Annotated in this window: 27 protein-coding genes; 19 read left to right on the top strand and 8 right to left on the bottom strand. The window is 41.2% G+C overall.

All coding sequences use genetic code 11. The features are described from left to right. The first annotated feature begins 7 nt into the window (after positions 1-7). Both NSQ76_RS10500 and ypmT read left to right on the top strand, forming a co-directional pair. On the top strand, positions 8-574 hold the full coding sequence (locus NSQ76_RS10500; RefSeq protein ID WP_024422724.1) for a YpmS family protein: 567 nt from the start codon (positions 8-10) through the stop codon (positions 572-574). A 24-nt stretch (positions 575-598) separates the two neighbouring features. Beyond that, complete coding sequence (ypmT, locus tag NSQ76_RS10495) at positions 599-796, top strand: protein YpmT (protein ID WP_024422723.1); 198 nt, start codon at positions 599-601, stop codon at positions 794-796. 32 nt (positions 797-828) lie between these two features. Here ypmT and NSQ76_RS10490 read toward each other — a convergent pair whose 3' ends face one another. The 3 genes from NSQ76_RS10490 to NSQ76_RS10480 all read right to left on the bottom strand — a co-directional run bounded on the left by NSQ76_RS10490 (position 829) and on the right by NSQ76_RS10480 (position 2,361). Then, positions 829-1,494 (bottom strand): DUF4397 domain-containing protein, encoded by a 666-nt coding sequence (locus NSQ76_RS10490; protein ID WP_039183163.1) that lies wholly within the window; start codon positions 1,492-1,494, stop codon positions 829-831. A 120-nt stretch (positions 1,495-1,614) separates the two neighbouring features. After that, positions 1,615-1,875 carry a hypothetical protein gene (locus NSQ76_RS10485; RefSeq protein WP_024422721.1) on the bottom strand — a complete coding sequence of 87 codons (261 nt, stop codon included), beginning with the start codon at positions 1,873-1,875 and terminating at the stop codon, positions 1,615-1,617. Between the two features lie 54 nt (positions 1,876-1,929). Beyond that, on the bottom strand, positions 1,930-2,361 hold the full coding sequence (locus tag NSQ76_RS10480; protein WP_007500780.1) for a MarR family transcriptional regulator: 432 nt from the start codon (positions 2,359-2,361) through the stop codon (positions 1,930-1,932). Positions 2,362-2,498: 137 nt separating this feature from the next. On the opposite strand from NSQ76_RS10480, the gene msrA reads away from it, so the two are divergent. Further along, positions 2,499-3,032, top strand: coding sequence for a peptide-methionine (S)-S-oxide reductase MsrA (msrA, locus tag NSQ76_RS10475; RefSeq protein WP_341053694.1), 534 nt, complete (start codon positions 2,499-2,501; stop codon positions 3,030-3,032). Continuing rightward, the gene (gene msrB / locus NSQ76_RS10470) at positions 3,032-3,463 is read left to right on the top strand and encodes a peptide-methionine (R)-S-oxide reductase MsrB (protein ID WP_024422719.1); all 432 of its coding nucleotides are present in this window, start codon (positions 3,032-3,034) and stop codon (positions 3,461-3,463) included. The genes msrA and msrB overlap by 1 nt, the downstream gene beginning before the upstream one ends. Before the next feature lie 51 nt (positions 3,464-3,514). Here msrB and NSQ76_RS10465 read toward each other — a convergent pair whose 3' ends face one another. After that, positions 3,515-4,543: an SDR family NAD(P)-dependent oxidoreductase gene (locus NSQ76_RS10465; RefSeq protein WP_025093108.1), complete on the bottom strand. Its 1,029-nt coding sequence runs from the start codon at positions 4,541-4,543 to the stop codon at positions 3,515-3,517. Between the two features lie 250 nt (positions 4,544-4,793). On the opposite strand from NSQ76_RS10465, the gene NSQ76_RS10460 reads away from it, so the two are divergent. Continuing rightward, entirely contained in the window at positions 4,794-5,396 is a 603-nt protein-coding gene (locus NSQ76_RS10460; RefSeq protein WP_341053692.1) for an acylneuraminate cytidylyltransferase family protein, read from the top strand. Between the two features lie 351 nt (positions 5,397-5,747). Here the strand turns inward: NSQ76_RS10460 and NSQ76_RS10455 are convergent, their stop codons facing one another. Both NSQ76_RS10455 and NSQ76_RS10450 read right to left on the bottom strand, forming a co-directional pair. Next, the gene (locus tag NSQ76_RS10455; protein ID WP_024422715.1) at positions 5,748-6,710 is read right to left on the bottom strand and encodes a CgeB family protein; all 963 of its coding nucleotides are present in this window, start codon (positions 6,708-6,710) and stop codon (positions 5,748-5,750) included. Positions 6,711-6,725: 15 nt separating this feature from the next. Beyond that, positions 6,726-7,127 carry a hypothetical protein gene (locus NSQ76_RS10450; protein WP_024422714.1) on the bottom strand — a complete coding sequence of 134 codons (402 nt, stop codon included), beginning with the start codon at positions 7,125-7,127 and terminating at the stop codon, positions 6,726-6,728. A gap of 206 nt (positions 7,128-7,333) precedes the next feature. Between NSQ76_RS10450 and cgeC the strand changes: the two genes are divergently transcribed. The 13 genes from cgeC (at position 7,334) to NSQ76_RS10385 (ending at position 16,578) form a co-directional block, all read left to right on the top strand. After that, positions 7,334-7,654 carry a spore maturation protein CgeC gene (cgeC, locus tag NSQ76_RS10445; protein ID WP_024422713.1) on the top strand — a complete coding sequence of 107 codons (321 nt, stop codon included), beginning with the start codon at positions 7,334-7,336 and terminating at the stop codon, positions 7,652-7,654. Between the two features lie 17 nt (positions 7,655-7,671). After that, positions 7,672-8,967 carry a glycosyltransferase family 2 protein gene (locus NSQ76_RS10440; RefSeq protein ID WP_327823045.1) on the top strand — a complete coding sequence of 432 codons (1,296 nt, stop codon included), beginning with the start codon at positions 7,672-7,674 and terminating at the stop codon, positions 8,965-8,967. Between the two features lie 53 nt (positions 8,968-9,020). Next, positions 9,021-9,152 (top strand): hypothetical protein, encoded by a 132-nt coding sequence (locus NSQ76_RS10435; protein ID WP_285708673.1) that lies wholly within the window; start codon positions 9,021-9,023, stop codon positions 9,150-9,152. Then, positions 9,113-10,489: a sigma-54 interaction domain-containing protein gene (locus tag NSQ76_RS10430; RefSeq protein ID WP_285708671.1), complete on the top strand. Its 1,377-nt coding sequence runs from the start codon at positions 9,113-9,115 to the stop codon at positions 10,487-10,489. The genes NSQ76_RS10435 and NSQ76_RS10430 overlap by 40 nt, the downstream gene beginning before the upstream one ends. A gap of 118 nt (positions 10,490-10,607) precedes the next feature. Continuing rightward, complete coding sequence (ablA, locus tag NSQ76_RS10425; RefSeq protein WP_034621297.1) at positions 10,608-12,008, top strand: lysine 2,3-aminomutase; 1,401 nt, start codon at positions 10,608-10,610, stop codon at positions 12,006-12,008. Between the two features lie 2 nt (positions 12,009-12,010). After that, the gene (locus NSQ76_RS10420) at positions 12,011-12,292 is read left to right on the top strand and encodes a YokU family protein (protein ID WP_024422710.1); all 282 of its coding nucleotides are present in this window, start codon (positions 12,011-12,013) and stop codon (positions 12,290-12,292) included. Between the two features lie 79 nt (positions 12,293-12,371). After that, the gene (locus tag NSQ76_RS10415) at positions 12,372-12,596 is read left to right on the top strand and encodes a YozE family protein (protein ID WP_024422709.1); all 225 of its coding nucleotides are present in this window, start codon (positions 12,372-12,374) and stop codon (positions 12,594-12,596) included. Positions 12,597-12,738: 142 nt separating this feature from the next. Then, on the top strand, positions 12,739-13,419 hold the full coding sequence (locus NSQ76_RS10410; protein WP_024422708.1) for a hypothetical protein: 681 nt from the start codon (positions 12,739-12,741) through the stop codon (positions 13,417-13,419). A 250-nt stretch (positions 13,420-13,669) separates the two neighbouring features. Next, the gene (locus NSQ76_RS10405; protein WP_065214722.1) at positions 13,670-13,840 is read left to right on the top strand and encodes a YozD family protein; all 171 of its coding nucleotides are present in this window, start codon (positions 13,670-13,672) and stop codon (positions 13,838-13,840) included. Positions 13,841-13,890: 50 nt separating this feature from the next. Then, positions 13,891-14,499: a phosphatase PAP2 family protein gene (locus tag NSQ76_RS10400; protein ID WP_034621299.1), complete on the top strand. Its 609-nt coding sequence runs from the start codon at positions 13,891-13,893 to the stop codon at positions 14,497-14,499. A gap of 54 nt (positions 14,500-14,553) precedes the next feature. Further along, positions 14,554-14,871 carry a hypothetical protein gene (locus NSQ76_RS10395; protein ID WP_034621301.1) on the top strand — a complete coding sequence of 106 codons (318 nt, stop codon included), beginning with the start codon at positions 14,554-14,556 and terminating at the stop codon, positions 14,869-14,871. A gap of 112 nt (positions 14,872-14,983) precedes the next feature. Continuing rightward, positions 14,984-15,679, top strand: coding sequence for a purine-nucleoside phosphorylase (gene deoD / locus NSQ76_RS10390; protein ID WP_024428319.1), 696 nt, complete (start codon positions 14,984-14,986; stop codon positions 15,677-15,679). 68 nt (positions 15,680-15,747) lie between these two features. Then, on the top strand, positions 15,748-16,578 hold the full coding sequence (locus NSQ76_RS10385) for a M15 family metallopeptidase (RefSeq protein ID WP_024422705.1): 831 nt from the start codon (positions 15,748-15,750) through the stop codon (positions 16,576-16,578). Positions 16,579-16,628: 50 nt separating this feature from the next. On the opposite strand, the gene NSQ76_RS10380 is transcribed toward NSQ76_RS10385, so the two are convergent. Both NSQ76_RS10380 and NSQ76_RS10375 read right to left on the bottom strand, forming a co-directional pair. Continuing rightward, positions 16,629-16,880, bottom strand: a complete 252-nt coding sequence (locus tag NSQ76_RS10380) for a hypothetical protein (protein ID WP_024422704.1) — start codon at positions 16,878-16,880, stop codon at positions 16,629-16,631. Positions 16,881-16,972: 92 nt separating this feature from the next. Then, complete coding sequence (locus NSQ76_RS10375; RefSeq protein ID WP_034621306.1) at positions 16,973-17,671, bottom strand: class I SAM-dependent methyltransferase; 699 nt, start codon at positions 17,669-17,671, stop codon at positions 16,973-16,975. A 150-nt stretch (positions 17,672-17,821) separates the two neighbouring features. On the opposite strand from NSQ76_RS10375, the gene NSQ76_RS10370 reads away from it, so the two are divergent. Then, positions 17,822-19,207 (top strand): S41 family peptidase, encoded by a 1,386-nt coding sequence (locus NSQ76_RS10370; RefSeq protein WP_034621308.1) that lies wholly within the window; start codon positions 17,822-17,824, stop codon positions 19,205-19,207. The last annotated feature ends 28 nt before the right edge of the window (positions 19,208-19,235 follow it).

Raw genomic sequence — 19,235 nt, 5'->3', positions numbered from 1 at the left:
GAAACAGATGAAAAAATGGAAAAGCTTATTTTTTATTTTACTTGCAATCAATCTATTGATTGTGATTGGCTGCGGTATTTTGATGCTGCTGCCAGGCGGTCAATCCGCTTCAACCAAAGAAGTGAAAAGCGAATATGCTTTTAATATATCCAGCTCAAAGGAATCACTCACCAGCTTTGTGAATGATTATTTGAAAAATCAAGGATCAAATGATATGCCAGACTTTCATGTAGCAATCGATCAAGATGTGAAAGTAACAGGCGCAATTAAAGCTTTCTCTTCAACAATTGATGCAAACGTCTCTTTTACGCCAACTGTTGAAGATAATGGTGATGTGCTTTTGAAAGTGGATGACTTTTCAATTGGACAATTGAGCATTCCGATTAGTTTTGTTTTAAGCTACATGGGTCAGTTCTATGAGCTGCCAGAGTTCGTTCATGTAAAACCGGATCAAAAAACGGTTGAAGTGCGTCTTTCAGAAATGCCGCTGACGAATGATATGTATGTGAAAGCAAACAAAATTGATCTACAGAACGATGAAATTGAATTTTCATATTATCATCCAAAGCAATAGAACGTGTGAGTCAGGAGTGTTATCATGAAGCGAGTCTATCAATATTTTAGTTTACTGTCGTTTTTATTTGCTGCGTACTTCGGCATAACAGCTGCCAATGCTTTAAAAGCAGAAAATATCGATCAGTTTTACTTAAATATTGCCTACTGTGCATTATTTCTTGGCACGATGATTCTTGCTTTTGATTTTCAAAAGCAAGAAAAAGCTGAAGATGTCTCGTAAGGAGCCTTTTCCATTTTAGGAAAGGCTCTTTTTTATAGTTGCCGAGACAAGACCACCTTTGCCATAAGTTCAGGATCTCCGTTCGCAAAACCATGAAGCAGAATCAGGTATGCACGCTTTGTTTGCAGATGAACTTTTGGGATATCAAGCAGTACACTTTGAGTGCCCGCGGCTTTCAATTCAAAATGATATTTGTTCGGGGAGAAATGATGAATGTGGGTGCTGTTTACATAATCAAGTTCTTTCGATAGGATCCCTTGGTCTCGTTCATATATATCTATAGAAGGAAGGTCCGGAGACAGCTGTACAAAAGCAAGTGCTGACAGGTCTTCTTGTTTGATCAAAGTGTCCTGCTGCTCAGTCAGCAGTGCAAAGCCTGCACGGGCACCTGTGATACATAATGTGTAGACCTCGCCGCTCTTAAATCGAATGCGGGAATGAAGAATTCTCTCATTTGTAGCCAGTTTGAACACTTCTATTTCATACATTCCCTCATCCCACTCCATATAAGCGGTCAAATGGCTGTAAGGCATTGGTTTCATTACCTGCTTCCGGTTCACATAAACAGCGAGCTCACTTAGATCTGGTGCAGCGTGAAATAATCGAATAAAGGCTTTTGATGAAGGGCTGCTTTGAAGATGCTCGTAGGTGTCAGCGAATGGCCGATTTGGAAAGTCATGATAAAAGAGCTGCTGCATGTCATCAATCCCTTCTTTCTCATACAATGGTGTTTTTTGTAGCGTATGCATGAAAAAGGCGATCTGTATAGGCAAAAGAAGCATAGAAAAAAGCCTGACGTATTCCGTCAGACCGGCATGTTAAGAAGGAGAAGAATATTGATGATATTCAGCTAGTTTAATGAACGTTTTTTCATCCTCAATTAAACCACAAACGCCGCACTGGACTTTCATTTGAGGACCTTGATAACTCAAGTGAAAAGGAGACAGCTGTTCTCCTTCGTATCTTTCGACAACTGCTCCTGTTGCTGGATCTAGCTTGACAGGTTCTGAAAGCTGCTCAATGAGATTAAAGCGCGTTCTGTTTGTTTTACAGTTTGGACAAAGATAAGGGCTTGTCATGGTTCATTCCACCTCTTTTTATCCGTAGCATGTCCTGAACGCTAAAATCTATGCTTAATCCTTTTGACTTTTATCCAGCTTTTTAAATAATTTGATCATTGTTTTTAGTTCTTCGTCATCAAATGATTCAAATCGCTCCATAAAGTATTCCGTTTTCTTTTTCTCAAAATGCTCAGTAATTTCCTTACCCTTATCGGTTAAGTGGATTTTGATGATGCGGCGGTCCTCTTTTGAGCGGATACGGGTGATCCAGCCTTTTTCTACGAGTGTGTCAGTCACAGCGGTAATATGACTTGCTGACACTCCGAGAATGGAAGCGAATTCCGTTACTTTTTTTGCACCTTGCTCACGCAGCAGATTTAAAATAAGAAATTCATTCCGAGATAATTCGTTTTCGAGCAGGCTGTTAATTTCATAACGGATCTGCTTAAATACGGTTCTCAGTAAAGTGTCCATTTCGTACATCATTTGTTTTCTTTGTTCCAATCATTAAACCCCCATTATATTTTAAAGATACGACGTCATGCTTTCTTTTATTTTGGTATACAAGTCGTATCATTTTCATTATTTTTTATCATGTTATAATATGATGATACCATTTTTTAAATGAAGGGGGCACTAATATGTCTGAAAAACAAGAATTAGCCACATTTGCAGGAGGCTGCTTCTGGTGTATGGTTAAACCTTTTGATGAACAGCCGGGCATTATCAAAGTTGAATCAGGGTATACTGGCGGACATACAGTGAATCCGACCTATGAGGAAGTATGTACAAATACAACGGGACATAGAGAAGCGGTTCAAATTACGTTTGATCCTGACGTGTTCCCATATGAGAAGCTGCTAGAGCTGTATTGGCAGCAAATAGACCCAACAGACGATGGCGGGCAATTTGGCGATAGAGGGGAATCTTACCGTACAGGTATTTATGTTCATCATGACGAGCAGCGAAAGCTAGCTGAAGCATCGAAAGAGCAGCTGAGCCAAAGCGGGATTTTCAAAAAGCCAATCGTTACAGAAATTTTAGACGCAGGTCCTTTTTATTCAGCAGAGGAATATCATCAGCATTATTATAAGAAAAACAAAATGCACTACGAACGATATCATGTCGGTTCGGGCAGAGCCGGTTTTATTGAGTCCCATTGGAGTGATAAATAATGGCAAATGAAAAAGAAAAGCGTATAAAAGAATTAAATCGCATGCAGTACGAAGTCACGCAAAATAATGGCACAGAGCCGCCATTTCAAAATGAATTTTGGGATCATAAAGAAGAAGGTATCTATGTGGATATCATTTCAGGAAAGCCGCTTTTTTCTTCTTTAGATAAGTTTGATGCCCACTGCGGATGGCCAAGTTTTACAAAACCGCTTGAAGAGGAAGAAGTAGCAGAGAAGGTTGATACGAGTCATGGAATGGTGCGGACAGAGGTTCGCAGTAAAACAGCTGATTCTCATCTAGGTCATGTTTTTCCTGATGGACCAGGGCCAAACGGTCTTCGGTATTGTATTAACTCAGCCGCTTTAAAGTTTATCCCAAAGGATGATCTTGAAAAAGAAGGCTACGGGGATTTGAAACATCTATTTGATTGATCCATTTAAAAATCGTCACATGGAAAGCAGCTGCTTCCGTGTGACGATTTTTTATTTTTTATGATGTGTATGATGTAATTGTTCGATGATGTGGAACAGCTTTTCTTTTGTAATGAGCGGTGCTTCTTTTGAGGTGTAATTCGTTAAGTCGACTTTTTGAAAGGCAGGGTGCAAATGTGGTCTCGGTAAAATGGCATAAAATTGTTCATGTTCAAACAGTGCATCTGCTTCGTGCGGAAATGTGAGCTCCTCGTGAAGCTTTTCGCCAGGTCTTTTTCCGACTACAAGAATATCCGGAGATTTAGCATTGATTTGAGCGGCATATTCATGAAACGCTTTTAGGAGATCGGCAAGCTGTAAGGACTCCATCTTGAGAATGAAGGTTTCGCCGCCTTTCATCATGATTGCTGCTTGAAGTGTGAGGGAAACAGCCTCTTCAATGGACATAAAAAAACGTGTCATATGAGGATCAGTCACGGTCAAAGGTTTTTCATTTAATAGCTGCTGGAGCATGATCGGAATCACGGAACCTCTAGATCCAAGCACATTGCCAAAGCGTACAGAGCAAAACTTGGTTTTTTTATTTGGAATACTTTCGTTTGCTTGGAAAAATAGTTTTTCTGAAATCAATTTTGTTGCACCCATGGCATTCGTTGGAGAAACCGCTTTGTCAGTGGAGATGTTGACGACATGACTCACTTCATGTTCAATTGCGGCTTCAATGACGTGCTGCCCGCCGATGATATTCGTTTGAACAGCTTCGAACGGATTATCTTCACAAGTGGGTACTTGTTTTAAGGCCGCTGCATGGAAAATGATATCCACACCCTTGACGAGCTGTCTCACGCGGCTTGCATCCCGGACATCTCCTAAAGCGAATGCGACCTCTTGATGATCTGCGTACTCATTTTTCATCATGTATTGTTTGCTGTCATCTTTACTGAAGACGATTATCTTCTTTGGAGAGCAACTTGTTAATTTATTCACGATTTGCCGGCCGATTGACCCCGTACCGCCTGTAACCAATATTGTTTTGTCACGAAAAAAGGTCTTCAAAGTCGTTTCTATCTGTTTGGACATATCTAATCCCCCAACTCTCATTTCTCTACTTTGCATCATATGTGAAAGAGCGGCATTCGTTTGAGGAAAAGAACCACTTCATGTATAAATTAGGTGAACAAATTATAACCATCTGCTTGTCGTCTTAATAGAATATGGAGAGATAAGAGATCAACTAGAAAAACGAGAGACCTGAATACTTCAGTACTGCGGTCAGCTCGGGCAGAGAAGAAAATTGTAGGGAGCTGTGCGCGAGGGGAGAAGAGAAGACATGTATAGGGGAAATCGTATTTTAGCCATGATACCTGCATTTAGAAGTCACGACGGCCGGCATGATGAACACATACGCATATTGGCTGAGAGGCCGCTTATCTATTGGACCATTCAGCCGTTACTGCAAATGATTGAATTAGATGAAGTCATCGTCTCCTCAGAGGATGTCAATACGCAAATCATTTCATCTCATTACGGAGCAAATGTGATTGAACTGCCAAGCACACATGTGACAGATCAAACGCCGTCACTGTTAGCTGTGAAGCATGCGCTTGCTTATTTAGAGCGGGAGGGAAAAACCTTTGATATTGTGCTGTATCTGCATCCAGCGTCTCCTCTAAGACAGCCGGCAGATATCGAGAAGTGCTTGCAGCTTTTAGTGGAGGGGGGATATGACTGCACCGCATCTTTTACAGAGGCGTTAGAAAACCCAAATGAAACTTGGACACTGCATGAAAACAATGAAGCTACTTTATATAAGGACAATCATTACTTTTTCATGCCAAGGCAGGAGCAGCCATATACGTATGGCCGGCTAAATGGTGCGGTATATGCTTTTCATGCTCTCATTATGCCAAAGAATGCATTCATTCCTTTTTAGAAGGATCTGTCGGAGCATATATGATGGATCACACGCAGTCGCTTGTGGTGAAACAGGAGGCAGACCGGAAAGAGGCGGAGAAAATCTTATTAGCTCGCCGAGATGCGGAAGATCATGCATAAGCTGGCATTCAACGAGAAAAAGCGCCCAGTCATAGGGCGCTTTCAGCGTGTAGACAAACCCTCGCATTCGGTGTCAGGTCTGCGCTCCGGTGCTCACGAATGTCAAATTCGCTCCGCTCCGGTACTCGCCCTTCCTACACTGCAAAGGTTTTCTATCACGCTGAAAAGAAGACAAAGGGCTAAAATCAAGAACATTTTAGCCCTTTGTCAACAATTTGAAAGCGCCCAGTTATAGGGCGCTTTTTACAATGTCATAAAGCCTTTGTGGCATCGTATCAAATGTATTCCAGCGAACGGCTTGCTCATAGTTGTTCAGTGCGGCCGCCTTTCTTTCACCTGCATTTGATCCATAGTATTCCACCTGTTTTATCAAATCATCCTCATCTTTGTAAAAAGCAAAGCTTGAAAAAGCAGGCGGTGGATGTAGATCCGTCAATTGAAAACTTCCAGTTGCAGCAATGTCAAATGCTCTGTTATTGAGGCTCATATTTTGAATCATGGCTTTGTTTTTGTTATACGCAAATTGAGCCGGCCTATGCGGATTCAGGACAATTGCTGTCTGCTGATAGATGTCCGCCATTTGCTGAGGACTCAGCCAATTCGTTATCAGTGTGAAATCACGATAATGTCTCCGTGATTTATTTAAGTGACGGTGCCATTCCTTACCTGCAACGAGAATACGCCATTTGTTTTGCTGCAAGAGTGTATCGATGGCTTTGATGCGGTTGGGATAAGGGTAGCCAATGAGAGCAATGTCATACGTGCACATCTCTTCTGGCGATTCATTTTTCTGAAAGACACGTGTATTTGCCGGAATGGGAAAGTAGTGCGTATTTAGAGCGCCTAATTGTTTATAAAATGGCAAAACCCCTTCATCAATCGTTAATATAAGTTGAGCTTCATGTGCGCAAGCAGCTGACACATCTGTATAAAAGGGATCTTCTGTCATCCAAAGAACAATCGGGATTTTTTCTTGTTTGAATTGATGAAGCACATCTTCCGGAACATGATCACCGATCATCATCAAAACAAAATCCGGAGAAAATGTCCGGATTTTGTGCATGTTAGTGGGTAGAGATTCTCTATCAATCTTTACACATGAAAAGGGGGAATCAATGAAGCTTTCTTCTACCCATTGATCAAACATGTGATAGATTCCGCCGTAGCCAGAACTGATATAAAGAAGCTTCATGATGATCCTCTCACATTAAGATGTGAATGTAACACTTTCAACTTTATCTACATCTAATAGAGTCGTTGCTGAGCCTGTAGGTGTGACAGAGCTTTCTTGTGTAACAAATACAACGCCTGTTGAAGCATCGAATGATACAAATTGAACTGGCCCAATTAAATCTCCTGAGTCAGTGACAATGCTAATGACTGTTCCTGGTGCAAGTCTTGCAAAGATCCATCTTGCTGGCTGAGATACATCGAGTGTTGTAGCAGAATCTGAAGGTGATGCCTCAGCTGCCACTTCACTTAATAAATCGTTCAATTTTTCTTCCATTTGAACTCCTCCTTCTTCGAGATTAGCTGTTAATGCATGAGTAATTGGTTTGAAAAACACTTTCAATAGTTCCTTTTTTAATTCAGCACGCTTTTCGCTCATTTTTTCCCCATCCTTTCTTCATCAATTCAAACTCACCCCTATGTATATGCCGTTCATTTTTTTTGGCATAAGCAGAACGCTGATTCCTGATCTTTTTTTCATTTAATCACTTCACACATTTTTAAAAATGTTTTCAAATGCTGAGGCTAAATGAAGTGGCGCTCATACTCTAGTAAAGATTAAATGTGAAGAGAGAGGGATTATGAATGGAATTTGAACAATTATTAGATGGTTGGAACGAAGAATTACTAGAGTCGGAAGGAGTGCTTGAAGTTATCTTGATTTTACTTCTTCTTCGTCTTTTAGAAGAAAGTGGGGAAGAGAATGTGTCAGACATCAAAGAATTACTTCGTCCATGGCTTGAGCTTGGCATTCCAGTGCCGCGTGTTCATTTAGTCAATGGAGATGTACTTCAAAACGTGGTTGTCGTGCAATTGTTTGATACGGTTGCAGTATTTAAAAACGCGACAAATCAGCTAAGAGTGAGTGTTCCTTATGTGAACATTGTCAGCTGGGGGGCTTTTTAATCTAATCAAAAAGGATAATGATCATGAAAGTATCGGTGATTTTAACAAGCTACAATAAACCAGATTTCATTGATCGTGTGCTAAAGAGTATGGTAGATCAAACGTATCCGCATTGGGAGCTTTTGATTATGGATGATGGCTCAGAAGAGGGCACCATTCAAAAGATCCAGCCCTATTTAAGTGATGAACGCATTCAGCTGTATTCGCACACAGTTCATCCGGCAAAACGGCTGTTAACCGCACGATATGCGACGCTTATTAATGAAGCATTAACCCGTATAACAGGTGAGCTCATTTGTTATTTAACCGATGATACCGTGTACCATAAAGATCGTTTGCTTAAAATGGTGGATGTTTTTCGGTCGAAGCCTCACATAGATATTGTGTATTCCTCGCAGCGGGTCGTGCATGTTGATCAGCATTTAGTGGAAACGATGAGTTTTATTCGAGAAGCAGATCAAATCTTAGAGCATGCGTCCTTTCAAGTGGACCATTGTTCGGTCATGCACAGAAGCTGCTTGCTTCCACTGATTTATGAAAAATACGGACAATATTGGGACGATGAGCCAAAGCACTGGCATCATGCAGATTCTGTATTTTGGATGAGGCTGAATCACTTCGCTGCGTTTTTTCCATTAAAAGATGTACTGGATACAACGTATAAAACGCCTCATTCCTTTCATCATCTGTTTTCGAGTATGCCGTATGATTTAATTGACGGAACGGTCATTGAAAAAGAAGGAGCTTATTATCAAATCGCAGACGGGAAACTTCATGGAATTGAAAAACGCTGGATCAATGAAAAGAACAGGCGTGCGATCCGTGTTCCGCTGTTATGTGAGATGAAATATGAAATGAAAGAGAAGCTGGCAGTACCCAATTATACAGTTGTCACCGCAGATTATGGGAAAACGTTCTTTTATATTGAAGATCAGAAAAAAAGACGGTTTGCTTCAAAACGTGACGTGCAATATTTTCAGTTTCACCCAAAGGAGATCTATACGATTTCAAATGATCAGCTCCAGGCATTTGAGGATGGCAGCATCATTCAAGCTTCTCCAGTTTTCAGTCCGCCAAACAGGCGCCTGTTTAAATGGAAACAAGATGTTTATTTACTTGTGCATCATACCTTTTGCCGAATTGATCCTGAGGTCGTGAAGCGATTTGCTTTTTATCATCAGCCGATTAAGCTGTACCCATCCCAATTTGCGTTTTTTCAGGAAGGAAAGCCGATTGTGCCGCTGTATAGGGAATCGCTGCAAGAATTCGATATGTCTCTTTATCAAACATCCGGACGAAAGCACTCCTCATAAGAGGGGTGCTTTTTTCGCAATGATTGCAGGAAGTAGAAAGGAAAAAGCGAAACATGAAAAGGACAGGAACCTTTAAGAACGATCAAGCCGCTGAAAACTTGGCAATTGATGCCGGTTTTTTGGCACTGAAAGTGAGGGGGAAAGAATGGGGAAGGATGTCGAAAGAGCAGATTGGTTTGAATTGATTTTAGAAGCTATTGATGAAGCCATTCACGTTGTAGATGATCGAGGGATGACGATTTTTTACAATCATAATGCCGCTAAGTTTGACTCTTTACAAAAAGAAGAGGTGATTGGCAAGTACATCCTTGATGTGTATCCCTCTTTAACTGAAAAAACAAGTACGCTCATGCATGTGTTGCGAACAGGAAAGCCCATTTATCATTCGCTGCAAACCTATTTGAATAAAAATGGAGAAAGGATTGAAACAGTGAACACGACATTGCCTATTATCGAAGATAACGAGTTAATAGGCGCGGTCGAAGTCGCAAAAGATGTTTCAAAGCTGTCAGCCCTTTCCAATCGTTTAGATCAAAAAAAGCGGACACAAGATGCGGCTGAGGTCGTACAAATGCATGATTTTGCTTCATTTTTAACAAATGATCCGCTTTTAAAAGAAATGCTTGAAAGGGCAAAAAAAGCAGCTGCTTATCCATCATCAGTTGTTGTCTACGGGGAAACAGGGACAGGAAAAGAAGTGCTCGTTCAAGCCATTGTCCATGAATCTGATCGAAAAAATCAAGTGTTCATTCCGCAAAACTGCGCAGCACTCCCAGAGTCGTTACTTGAGAGCCTATTGTTCGGATCTGTCAAAGGGAGCTATACGGGCGCGCTTGATCGCAAGGGACTTTTCGAATTAGCTGATGGGGGCACACTTTTTCTTGATGAGCTGCAAGCGATGCCGCTCACGCTGCAGACGAAATTATTACGTGTGTTAGAAGATGGCGTGGTACGCCGCATCGGTGATGCAAAGTCCATTCAAGTGGATGTTCGGCTCATTACTGCGCTCAATATAGACCCATTCGAAGCAGTGAAAAAGCAAATTTTAAGAGAAGATTTATTTTATAGACTGCATGTATCATCTTTTCATATCCCGCCGCTTCGTGAAAGAAAGCAAGATATCACGCTGCTATCCCGCCACTTCATTCAAACCTATCGTCAGCAGTTTTCAAAAAACGTTACACGCCTTTCTGAAGAAACGGAACGATTGTTTATGGCGCACCACTGGCCTGGGAATGTCAGAGAATTAAAACATACAATAGAACATGCTGTGTTGATGATGCCAAAGGAAGCGGAAGAGATCATCCCTTTATACCTTCCGGCTCATTTACGTGAGCAGAAGCTGGAACAAGAAACATCTGAATTCTCCTTAAAAAATCAAGTGTCTTCATTTGAACAAACATTGATTCAAGAAGCTTTACATCAGCATAATGGGAATATTAAAAAAACCGCCGCTGCTTTAAAAATCCCTCGACAAACGCTGCAATATAAATTAAAGAAATATGCAGATGCCGAAATATAGGCACAACATCCAATTGAATATGACGGGTAAAAGCTCCTTTTGTAAAGAATAGGGGCATTTTCCCATGTTGGCACATAACTTGCATAGTATAAAGTGAATGCTGATAGGGGGAATGGATATGAATCAGAAATTGTATGAACCGGCACGTCACTGGAAGGACATTGAGCTTTGGAAGGATGTACCTGAGGAAAAGTGGAACGACTGGATTTGGCAGCTGACGCATACCGTGAAAACGCTTGAGGATTTAGAAAAAATCGTAAACTTAACAGAAGAGGAACGAGAAGGGGTGAAGATTTCCACCAAAACCATTCCACTCAACATTACACCCTACTATGCCTCACTGATGAATCCAGACGATCCAAGATGTCCAATACGTATGCAATCTGTGCCAATTGCAGAAGAGCTTCATAAAACAAAATATGATCTGGAAGACCCGCTGCATGAAGATGAGGACTCACCTGTCCCAGGGCTCACGCACCGATATCCAGATCGTGTGCTGTTTCTTGTGACAAATCAGTGCTCCATGTACTGCCGTTATTGTACGAGAAGACGTTTTTCCGGCCAGATTGGTATGGGTGTGCCGAAAAAGCAGTTAGATGCTGCAATTGGATATATTAGAGAAACACCTGAGGTGCGGGACGTGTTAATTTCTGGCGGAGATGGGCTTTTAATCAATGATCAAGTGCTTGAATACATTTTGAAAAACTTACGAGATATTCCGCACGTTGAGATCATTCGGATTGGAACCCGCGCGCCGGTTGTCTTTCCGCAGCGTATTACAGATGAGCTGTGCGAGATTTTGAAAAAATATCACCCAGTTTGGCTGAACACCCATTTCAATACAAGTATTGAAATCACAAAAGAAGCAAAAGAAGCGTGCGAACGTCTTGTGAATGCCGGCGTTCCTGTAGGGAATCAGGCCGTCATCCTTGCAGGTATTAACGACAGTGTGCCGATTATGAAGAAGCTGATGCACGATCTTGTGAAGATTCGGGTCAGACCATATTATATTTATCAATGTGATTTATCTGAGGGCATTGGCCACTTTAGAACGCCGGTATCAAAAGGGCTTGAAATCATTGAGGGCTTAAGAGGACATACGAGTGGTTACGCAGTACCAAGCTTTGTTGTAGATGCGCCAGGAGGCGGAGGGAAAATTGCCTTACAGCCAAATTATTTATTATCGCAAAGCCCTGAGAAAGTCGTCCTTCGTAACTTTGAAGGTGTCATCACCTCTTATCCAGAACCAGAGCATTACGTCGCAGGCCAGGCAGATGCGTATTTTAATGAAATTTATGAAGAGAAACAAGAGCCGGCAATTGGTATTACCGCACTATTTGAGGATGAAGCGAGATCGTTTACGCCTGAGAATTTAAGCCGAATGAAACGTAGAGAAGCATATGAGACAAATCCTGAGCACGACACACTTAAAAACAAACGTGAAAAACGAGATGAATTAAAAGAGAAGAAATATCAAGCGCAGCTCAAAAAAGAACAAACCGTAAAGGAGGAGAAATAGCCTTGCTGACATGTGATTGGTGTGAGGAAAACAAAGCAAATGCGGAGCAGACAACAGTCTATTGGGAACTGATCACGGGCACACAATCAATTGAAATCATCGAAACGCCGTCCATTTCCTGCACGCACTGCGGGATGATCTATCAAAAAGATGAGACGGTCAAAGAGATTGAGGATCAATTAATTTTAGTGGATCAGACAAAACTTCCAGAAAAAATCTCCTACGAGGAATTAATGAGCATGGAGCGGTTATTAAAGCGAAATTACTTTGACTTTTCATCATAAGTTGTACCTCCGCCTATACAAGTCATCAAATTGCTGTATAATATAACAACAAAATAGTGTGTCGCGGAGGGAAAAACAGGTGAAGTCGTTTTACCATTATTTAATGAAGTTCAGACATCCAAAACCGAAAGATGAAATCAGCCATTTCGCAAATGCTGCGTATGAGGATCACAGCTTTCCTAAAGCTTCCACAGATTATCATGAGCTGTGCGCTTATTTAGAATTAAATGGTGATTATTTAAGCTCAATGACAACATTTGACGAAGCGTTTGAGCAATACGAAGTAGAAGTCAAAAAAAAATAACACACAACCGCTTATCCGAATGGAGAAGCGGTTTTTTCATGAGAAATAAAATGGCGTTTTGCATGGTGTGGTTGCCCATGCAGAATTCCTTGCGCCGGCATACGATACGTTAAGACCAAAAGTCGGGCAAGGGGGAGACAGAATGAAGGCGAAAGCACCAAAATATCAAGTAGGGGATATTGTCGTCGTTGTCATGTACGGCACAGTCGGAACGATTACAAAAGTCCATCAAATTGACCAGCACTATTTATATGAGGTCAATCATAATGAGGTGCTTTATTTTGAAACATCACTCCAGCTTTACGATGAGTATAGCGGAGTGATTGTCGACACAGAAAAGCTGGACATTGAATATGAGTTCCTCATTGGCGATGTTGTTTATGTAAAAGATTACGGAAAAGAGTTATTTAAAATCATCGGGCATCGGACTGAAATTTGGCGTTACCTTGAAGATGGCTGGGAAGATGTCATTTACGAACTCACGAGGCTGAAAGACGGAGAGTGGCTGGAAACAGAAGAGGAAGATTTAACGCTTGTCCTAAGAAAATATGAGATGGACCAGTTTGTTCATCAGCTTCTTTTTGTGCATTACGTCGGAGAAACCTCAAAAGAGTTAGAAGAAGATATGGTCCAAACGGCTCTATTACAGCTAGAAGAGAAACAAGAAAGCGAATCTTCACTTGAATTTCTGGCTGTATCTATAGTGGATGAGCTTCTTGATATTTATAACGATTATAAAATTCTCTATGAATTTTTCAAAGATCCAGAATATAAGGATATGATGGATTTTATTTTGGAAAGTTTACACGAACATTTTGGTTAAAGAAAGACTTGTCCTAACACGAATAAAAAATAAGGCACACAGAAAAATGCAATCACATAAAACCATCCCCTCAAGATACGGCCCATCACCTGATCAAAAGTTTCTCCATCTAATATGCTTAACCATTTCATTCTTTCAAGCCCCTTTTCTTTTTGTTTACTGCATTTATATGTATGGAATGAGCCATTATGACAAACTGTAATAAAAAACAGCCGGCGTTCATACATCATAAAAAAGGAGGCGGAATGCAATGAAAGAAGCAGATTTGGTGATTGATACAGAGGAAATTGCGGAGTTCTTCTACGTGGAGCTGATCAAAAGAGGGTACATACCTGCTGAGCTTGAAACATTTGAGCTGGCTGACATTACATTTGAATATATGCTGAAAAAAGCAATGATAGTTGAAGAAGAGGCGTGGTAGGCACTATACTTTGAAGAGATTCTGAAGAGAGAGGGAGGGGAATCCTTCGCGTGTACATCCTATTTCTTTTCATTTTGTTTGGCGCCATTGCTGCGCTCATGGTATCTGGGGCTTTTCAAGATTTGGACAACCAGATCATCTTATGGTTTGAAAGCATCAGATTCCCTTTTTTAAATGATGTCATGCTGGCTTTGACGGACTTAGGCATCAGCGCGCTGCTCGTTCCAATCATGCTCATTTTTAGTGTGGTCTTGTTTATGTATAAGCGCTACTACTCTATCATGATGCTTTTTCTATTATATCTCACAGAAAAAACAATCAATCATGAATTAAAGGGGCTGTTTGCTAGAGAGCGTCCGGCCTTTGATCACCTTGTAGTTGAAACGTATTACAGCTTTCCGAGCGGACATTCGATGAATGCAGCCACCATCTACCCTTTTATTGCTTATCTATTAGTTGAAATGATCCCATGGCTGAAAGAAAGACAAAAAATCGTCTATTTGATCACAGGGCTTTGCGTTCTGGCCATTGGCATCAGCCGGATGTATATCGGGGTGCATTATTTGACAGATGTTGCAGGAGGCTTTGCGATAGGACTCGCTTTATTTCTTATTTGTAAAAAGATTGACGAAAGATTGCCTGTCATTCGACAAAAATAGAAGAAGGAAATTGACAGATCCCAGCCAATTTTATATAAAAGGGGAGGGATTTGAATGCAATTGACGTTGAGATTTTTTCAAAAGAAACCTTCAGCATTTCACTTAACCATTTATCAGACACCTGAATATGGCGCTGCAAGCGGGCATCAGCCTGTGTACCGGACAAAGATTGGCGGCAGAACACACCTTGATGTACTGGAAAAAGCATTCTCGACATTTAATGTACATGATACAGTCCCTAATGATTACAATGCGCGGTTTATCACAACAGGTGATATTGTTGTGATTGATGATAAGAAAAAGGGGAAGTGCTATTATCAGCTCTCTCCGGCAGGGTGGAAACGCAGTGAAGAACTAATGACGATAGGTTAAATAGATCATGAATGATGCCAGCTTGAGATCCAGCTGGCATTTTCCTTTTTAAGCTCGATCGTTTATAATAAATAGGATAAAATACATAGTAAACGTAAGTGGAGGCTAAAAAATGAGTGTACATATTGGAGCAGAAAAAGGACAAATTGCAGAAACGGTATTGCTGCCAGGCGATCCGCTTCGTGCGAAATATATTGCAGATACATATTTAGAAGATGTTGAGTGCTATAACGAAGTACGCGGAATGTATGGCTATACTGGAACCTATAAAGGGAAACGTGTTTCTGTACAGGGCACTGGAATGGGCGTACCGTCTATTTCAATTTATGTGAATGAACTCATTCAAAGCTATGATGTTCAAAACTTAATTCGCGTTGGATCTTGCGGAGCCATCAAAAGAGATGTTCATGTACGTGACGTCATTTTAGCCCAGACATCATCAACAGATTCACAAATGAATCGTGTGGCATTTGGACCGATTGATTATGCGCCATGTGCTGATTTTGGCCTGCTCAAGAAAGCCTACGACACAGCAGAAGCAAAAAATGTCGCTGTACGTGTCGGAAATGTATTTACAGCAGACCAATTTTACAATGAAAAACCACTTGAGCTCATGGCTCAATATGGTATCCTAGCGATCGAAATGGAGACAACCGCTCTTTATTCTCTTGCAGCAAAATTTGATCGAAAAGCGTTATCAATTTTGACTGTGAGTGACCACGTTCTAACAGGAGAAGAAACAACGGCTGAAGAGCGTCAAACAACGTTTGATGAAATGATCTTAATTGCGCTAGACTCCGTTTTATAATAGTATAAAGGGTGTGCTACAATGTAGCGCATCTTTATTTTTTTAGAAGAGCAAAAGGAAGGTATGTCATGAAGAAAAGCTACAAAATACTCTCAATCGCATCGATTCTTGGTTTGACAGCCGCACTATCAGGCTGCCAGTTGCTGGATCAAAAAAGCGGTACATCTGAATCAAACAAAACAAACGAACAAAAAAACGCAGCAAGTTCATCTCCCCAGCACAACTCAAACGATAAGGCAGATTCATCGAATCAAGAGCTGACGTTAAAGAGTGAATATTTCAATGACATCAAGGTTGTGAGTGGTCTGAAAACCATTCAAAATCCTGAAAATGTGCTAGCACTTGTCAACAAAGAATATGCATTACCAGGAACCTATAAACCTTCTGATCTCGTTGTACCAAAAGTAGAATTCTCTTTTTCGGAAGATATTGAAAAGCGATATATCCGCAAAGAAGCAGCGGAAGCGCTTGAGAAGTTATTCAAAGGTGCAAAAAAGGAAAACTTCGAGCTTGCTGCAGTATCTGGCTATCGCTCCTATGACCGTCAAAAAGTCATTTTTGATAGTGAGGTCAAATTAAAAGGCAAAGAAAAAGCACAAGAAGCAGTCGCTTTACCAGGCGAAAGTGAACATCAAACAGGTTTAGCCATGGACATTTCCTCAAAAAGTGCCGGTTTTGAGATCTCTGAAAAGTTTGGTGAAACACCAGATGGCAAATGGGTGGCTAAAAACGCCTATAAATATGGCTTTATCATCCGTTATCCAAAAGGAAAAGAAGACATTACGAAATACGAATATGAGCCGTGGCATCTGCGCTATGTGGGAAAAGAAGCCGCAAAAGCGATGCATGATCATGATTTAACATTTGAAGAATACATGAACAAAGTAAAGAAAATCTAAACAAGTTAAAGGCCTCCCAGCTATTCGGGAGGCCTTCTCTTATTCTTCTTTTAAAAAAAGAACAATCCTGCTAATGCGAAGCCGGTAATGAAACCGAGGCCGATGCCATACGCTGCACCCCAGCCATAATATCCGCCCCAATAGCCAAAGCCAAAGCCTCCGCGAGACCCGCCGACTGGACGAATATAAACTTTGCGGTTTGTCACACGCTCAATGCGTCCGACGTGTACTCTGCCATTACGGTCAGTAATTCTAGCGACTTTCCCCATGTGCTGCTGACAAAGCTTGTAGTAGCGCTCCATGTTTTTCCTCCTTATGACAAACTCTTTTCACTCTTATCCTATGCGAGAGACTTCATAGAGTTTGGACAAAACATATAGGAGATTCGCTCATTTTATACGGTACATTCAAATAGAATGTGGCTTAGCTGCTTTCGGTGTGCTTGAATGAGATCGTAGTGTGTTTGCAGTGTCTCGTAAAGAGAAGGCGGTATGTGTTCAGATAATGCCATCTCTGTCGGTTCCTCCTGCACCATATGTTCATCGAATGAAAGAATCTGAATGTCACGGAAGCCTGCTGCTGTTAACTGCTCCTTCCATTCTTCAAGCGACAAGAGCGAGTGAAAGCCGTAAAAATTTCGAACAGCTGCCAGCTCTTCAGGCGTAAGAGGGGCTTTTAACACAGCTTCATTTGCAATCAGTTGACTGCCAGGAGCAAGCACACGTTTGATTTCAGCTAGTGCATCAGGCAGCTTGGTAAAGCTTAAAACAGATTCACTGATGAGTAGAGAGAACGCTTGATCTGGAAAGGGCAGCTGCTCAATGGATGCCTCTAAAGCACGGATCGGCAGTTCCTCCCGTTTGAATCGCAGGTTCGCCTTTTCAATCATCAATGGATGCGTATCAATGGCCTCCACCTGATAACCAATATTTCCTAAATAGGCGGCGGTCTGTCCTGTACCGCATCCAGCGTCCAGTATTCGTGCATGAGGCGGCAGTTTTATATGCTCAATCATCGTTTTTGTTAACTCAATTCCGCCAGGATGGGCACCTGATACGCCAAAATAAGCAAGCATTTCTACATAATCACTCATATAATCCCTTCTTTCCTTATCCTGTTCCTCTCTAAAGATTATGCAATAGAGGGGCAAATGGCTTATCTTTTCAAATAGAAGTTGATCCTTTGGTTGACGGATGAAGCCTCGTCCTTGATAATAATGAAAGGAGATAAAGGTGGTGTTTTTTTGAAAAAACAAATGAAGTTCGTGGTAGCCATTCTCGTGACTGCTGCACTGTCCTCAGCGATTACATTTGTGATCACAAAACAAGGTGCTGTCAGCGTCTCAGGAGACGAGAAGTTTAGTAAACTCATGGCTGCGTATACGAAGGTAAAGGATGAGTATTACGAAAAAACGGATGATCAAAAACTAGTAGATGGTGCGATCCAAGGAATGATTGCATCACTTGATGATCCATACTCTACATATATGGATCAGGAGGAAGCCGAAGGATTTAACAATACCATTTCTTCTTCATTTGAAGGAATTGGTGCACAAGTAGAAGAGAAGGATGGACAAATTTTAATTGTCGCGCCGATTAAAGGCTCTCCTGCTGAAAAAGCTGGTTTGAAACCTCATGATCATATTTTAAAAGTGAATGGAAAAAGCACCAAAGGAATGTCGGTCAATAAAGCAGTCTCTCTCATTAGAGGGAAAAAAGGAACGGATGTTAAGCTGCATCTTAACCGTCAAGGAGTCGGCAATGTAGATGTGACCATCACAAGAGACACGATTCCGCTTGAAACGGTGTATGCAAAACTCACAAAAGACAAAATAGGAGAAATCCAAATTACGTCCTTTGCTGAAACCACATCGAAAGAGCTGGATAAAGCAATTGATGACCTTGAGAAAAAAGGGGCAAAAGGTTTTGTCATTGATCTGAGAGATAATCCAGGCGGCATCATGACAGAAGCCATTGAAATGAGCAATGACTTTATTGATAAAGGGAAAGTCATCATGCAGGTTGAAGAAAAAGGGAAGAAACAAGTGTACAAGGCTGAAAAAGAACGCAAAGTCCATCAGCCGGCAGTTGTCCTTGTAAATGGCGGTTCAGCCAGCGCTGCTGAAATCATGGCGGCGGCTCTGCACCAATCTTCAGGCATTCAAATTGTGGGTGAAAAGACGTTTGGCAAAGGAACTGTTCAAAATGCGCAAAACTATAATGATGGTTCTAGTGTCAAGTTAACCATTGCAAAATGGCTGACACCAGACGGTTCTTGGATTCACAAAAAAGGTATCGAACCACAGGTGAAAGCAGCTCTCCCAAGTTATGCAAAGCTGCCGTACTTAAGCCCGAAAAAATCATATGAGCTAAATGACAATGGAGATGAAGTCAAAGCAGCTCAAAAAATGTTCCAAGCGCTTGGCTACAAAGCAAAAGCAAACGGTGAGTACGATCAAGCATTCCAGTCTATCGTCAAAAACTTCCAAACAGACAACGATCTCAAGGCAGACGGTATTCTGACAGGAGATACAACGACCGTTCTGATGACAAAGATCCAAGATAAGCTAAAGAACAACGATACACAAATGAAAAAAGCCATTGAAGTCTTGAAAAAAGAAATGAAATAAAAAAAAGCAGTCCTCATCAGGGGACTGC

Origin of the sequence: Bacillus sp. FSL M8-0256 (assembly GCF_038005765.1) — a bacterium.
Taxonomy (GTDB): Bacteria; Bacillota; Bacilli; order Bacillales; family Bacillaceae; genus Bacillus; species Bacillus safensis.
The sequence above is the reverse complement of the archived record's forward strand: the minus strand, read 5'-3'. Positions and strand labels throughout refer to the sequence as shown.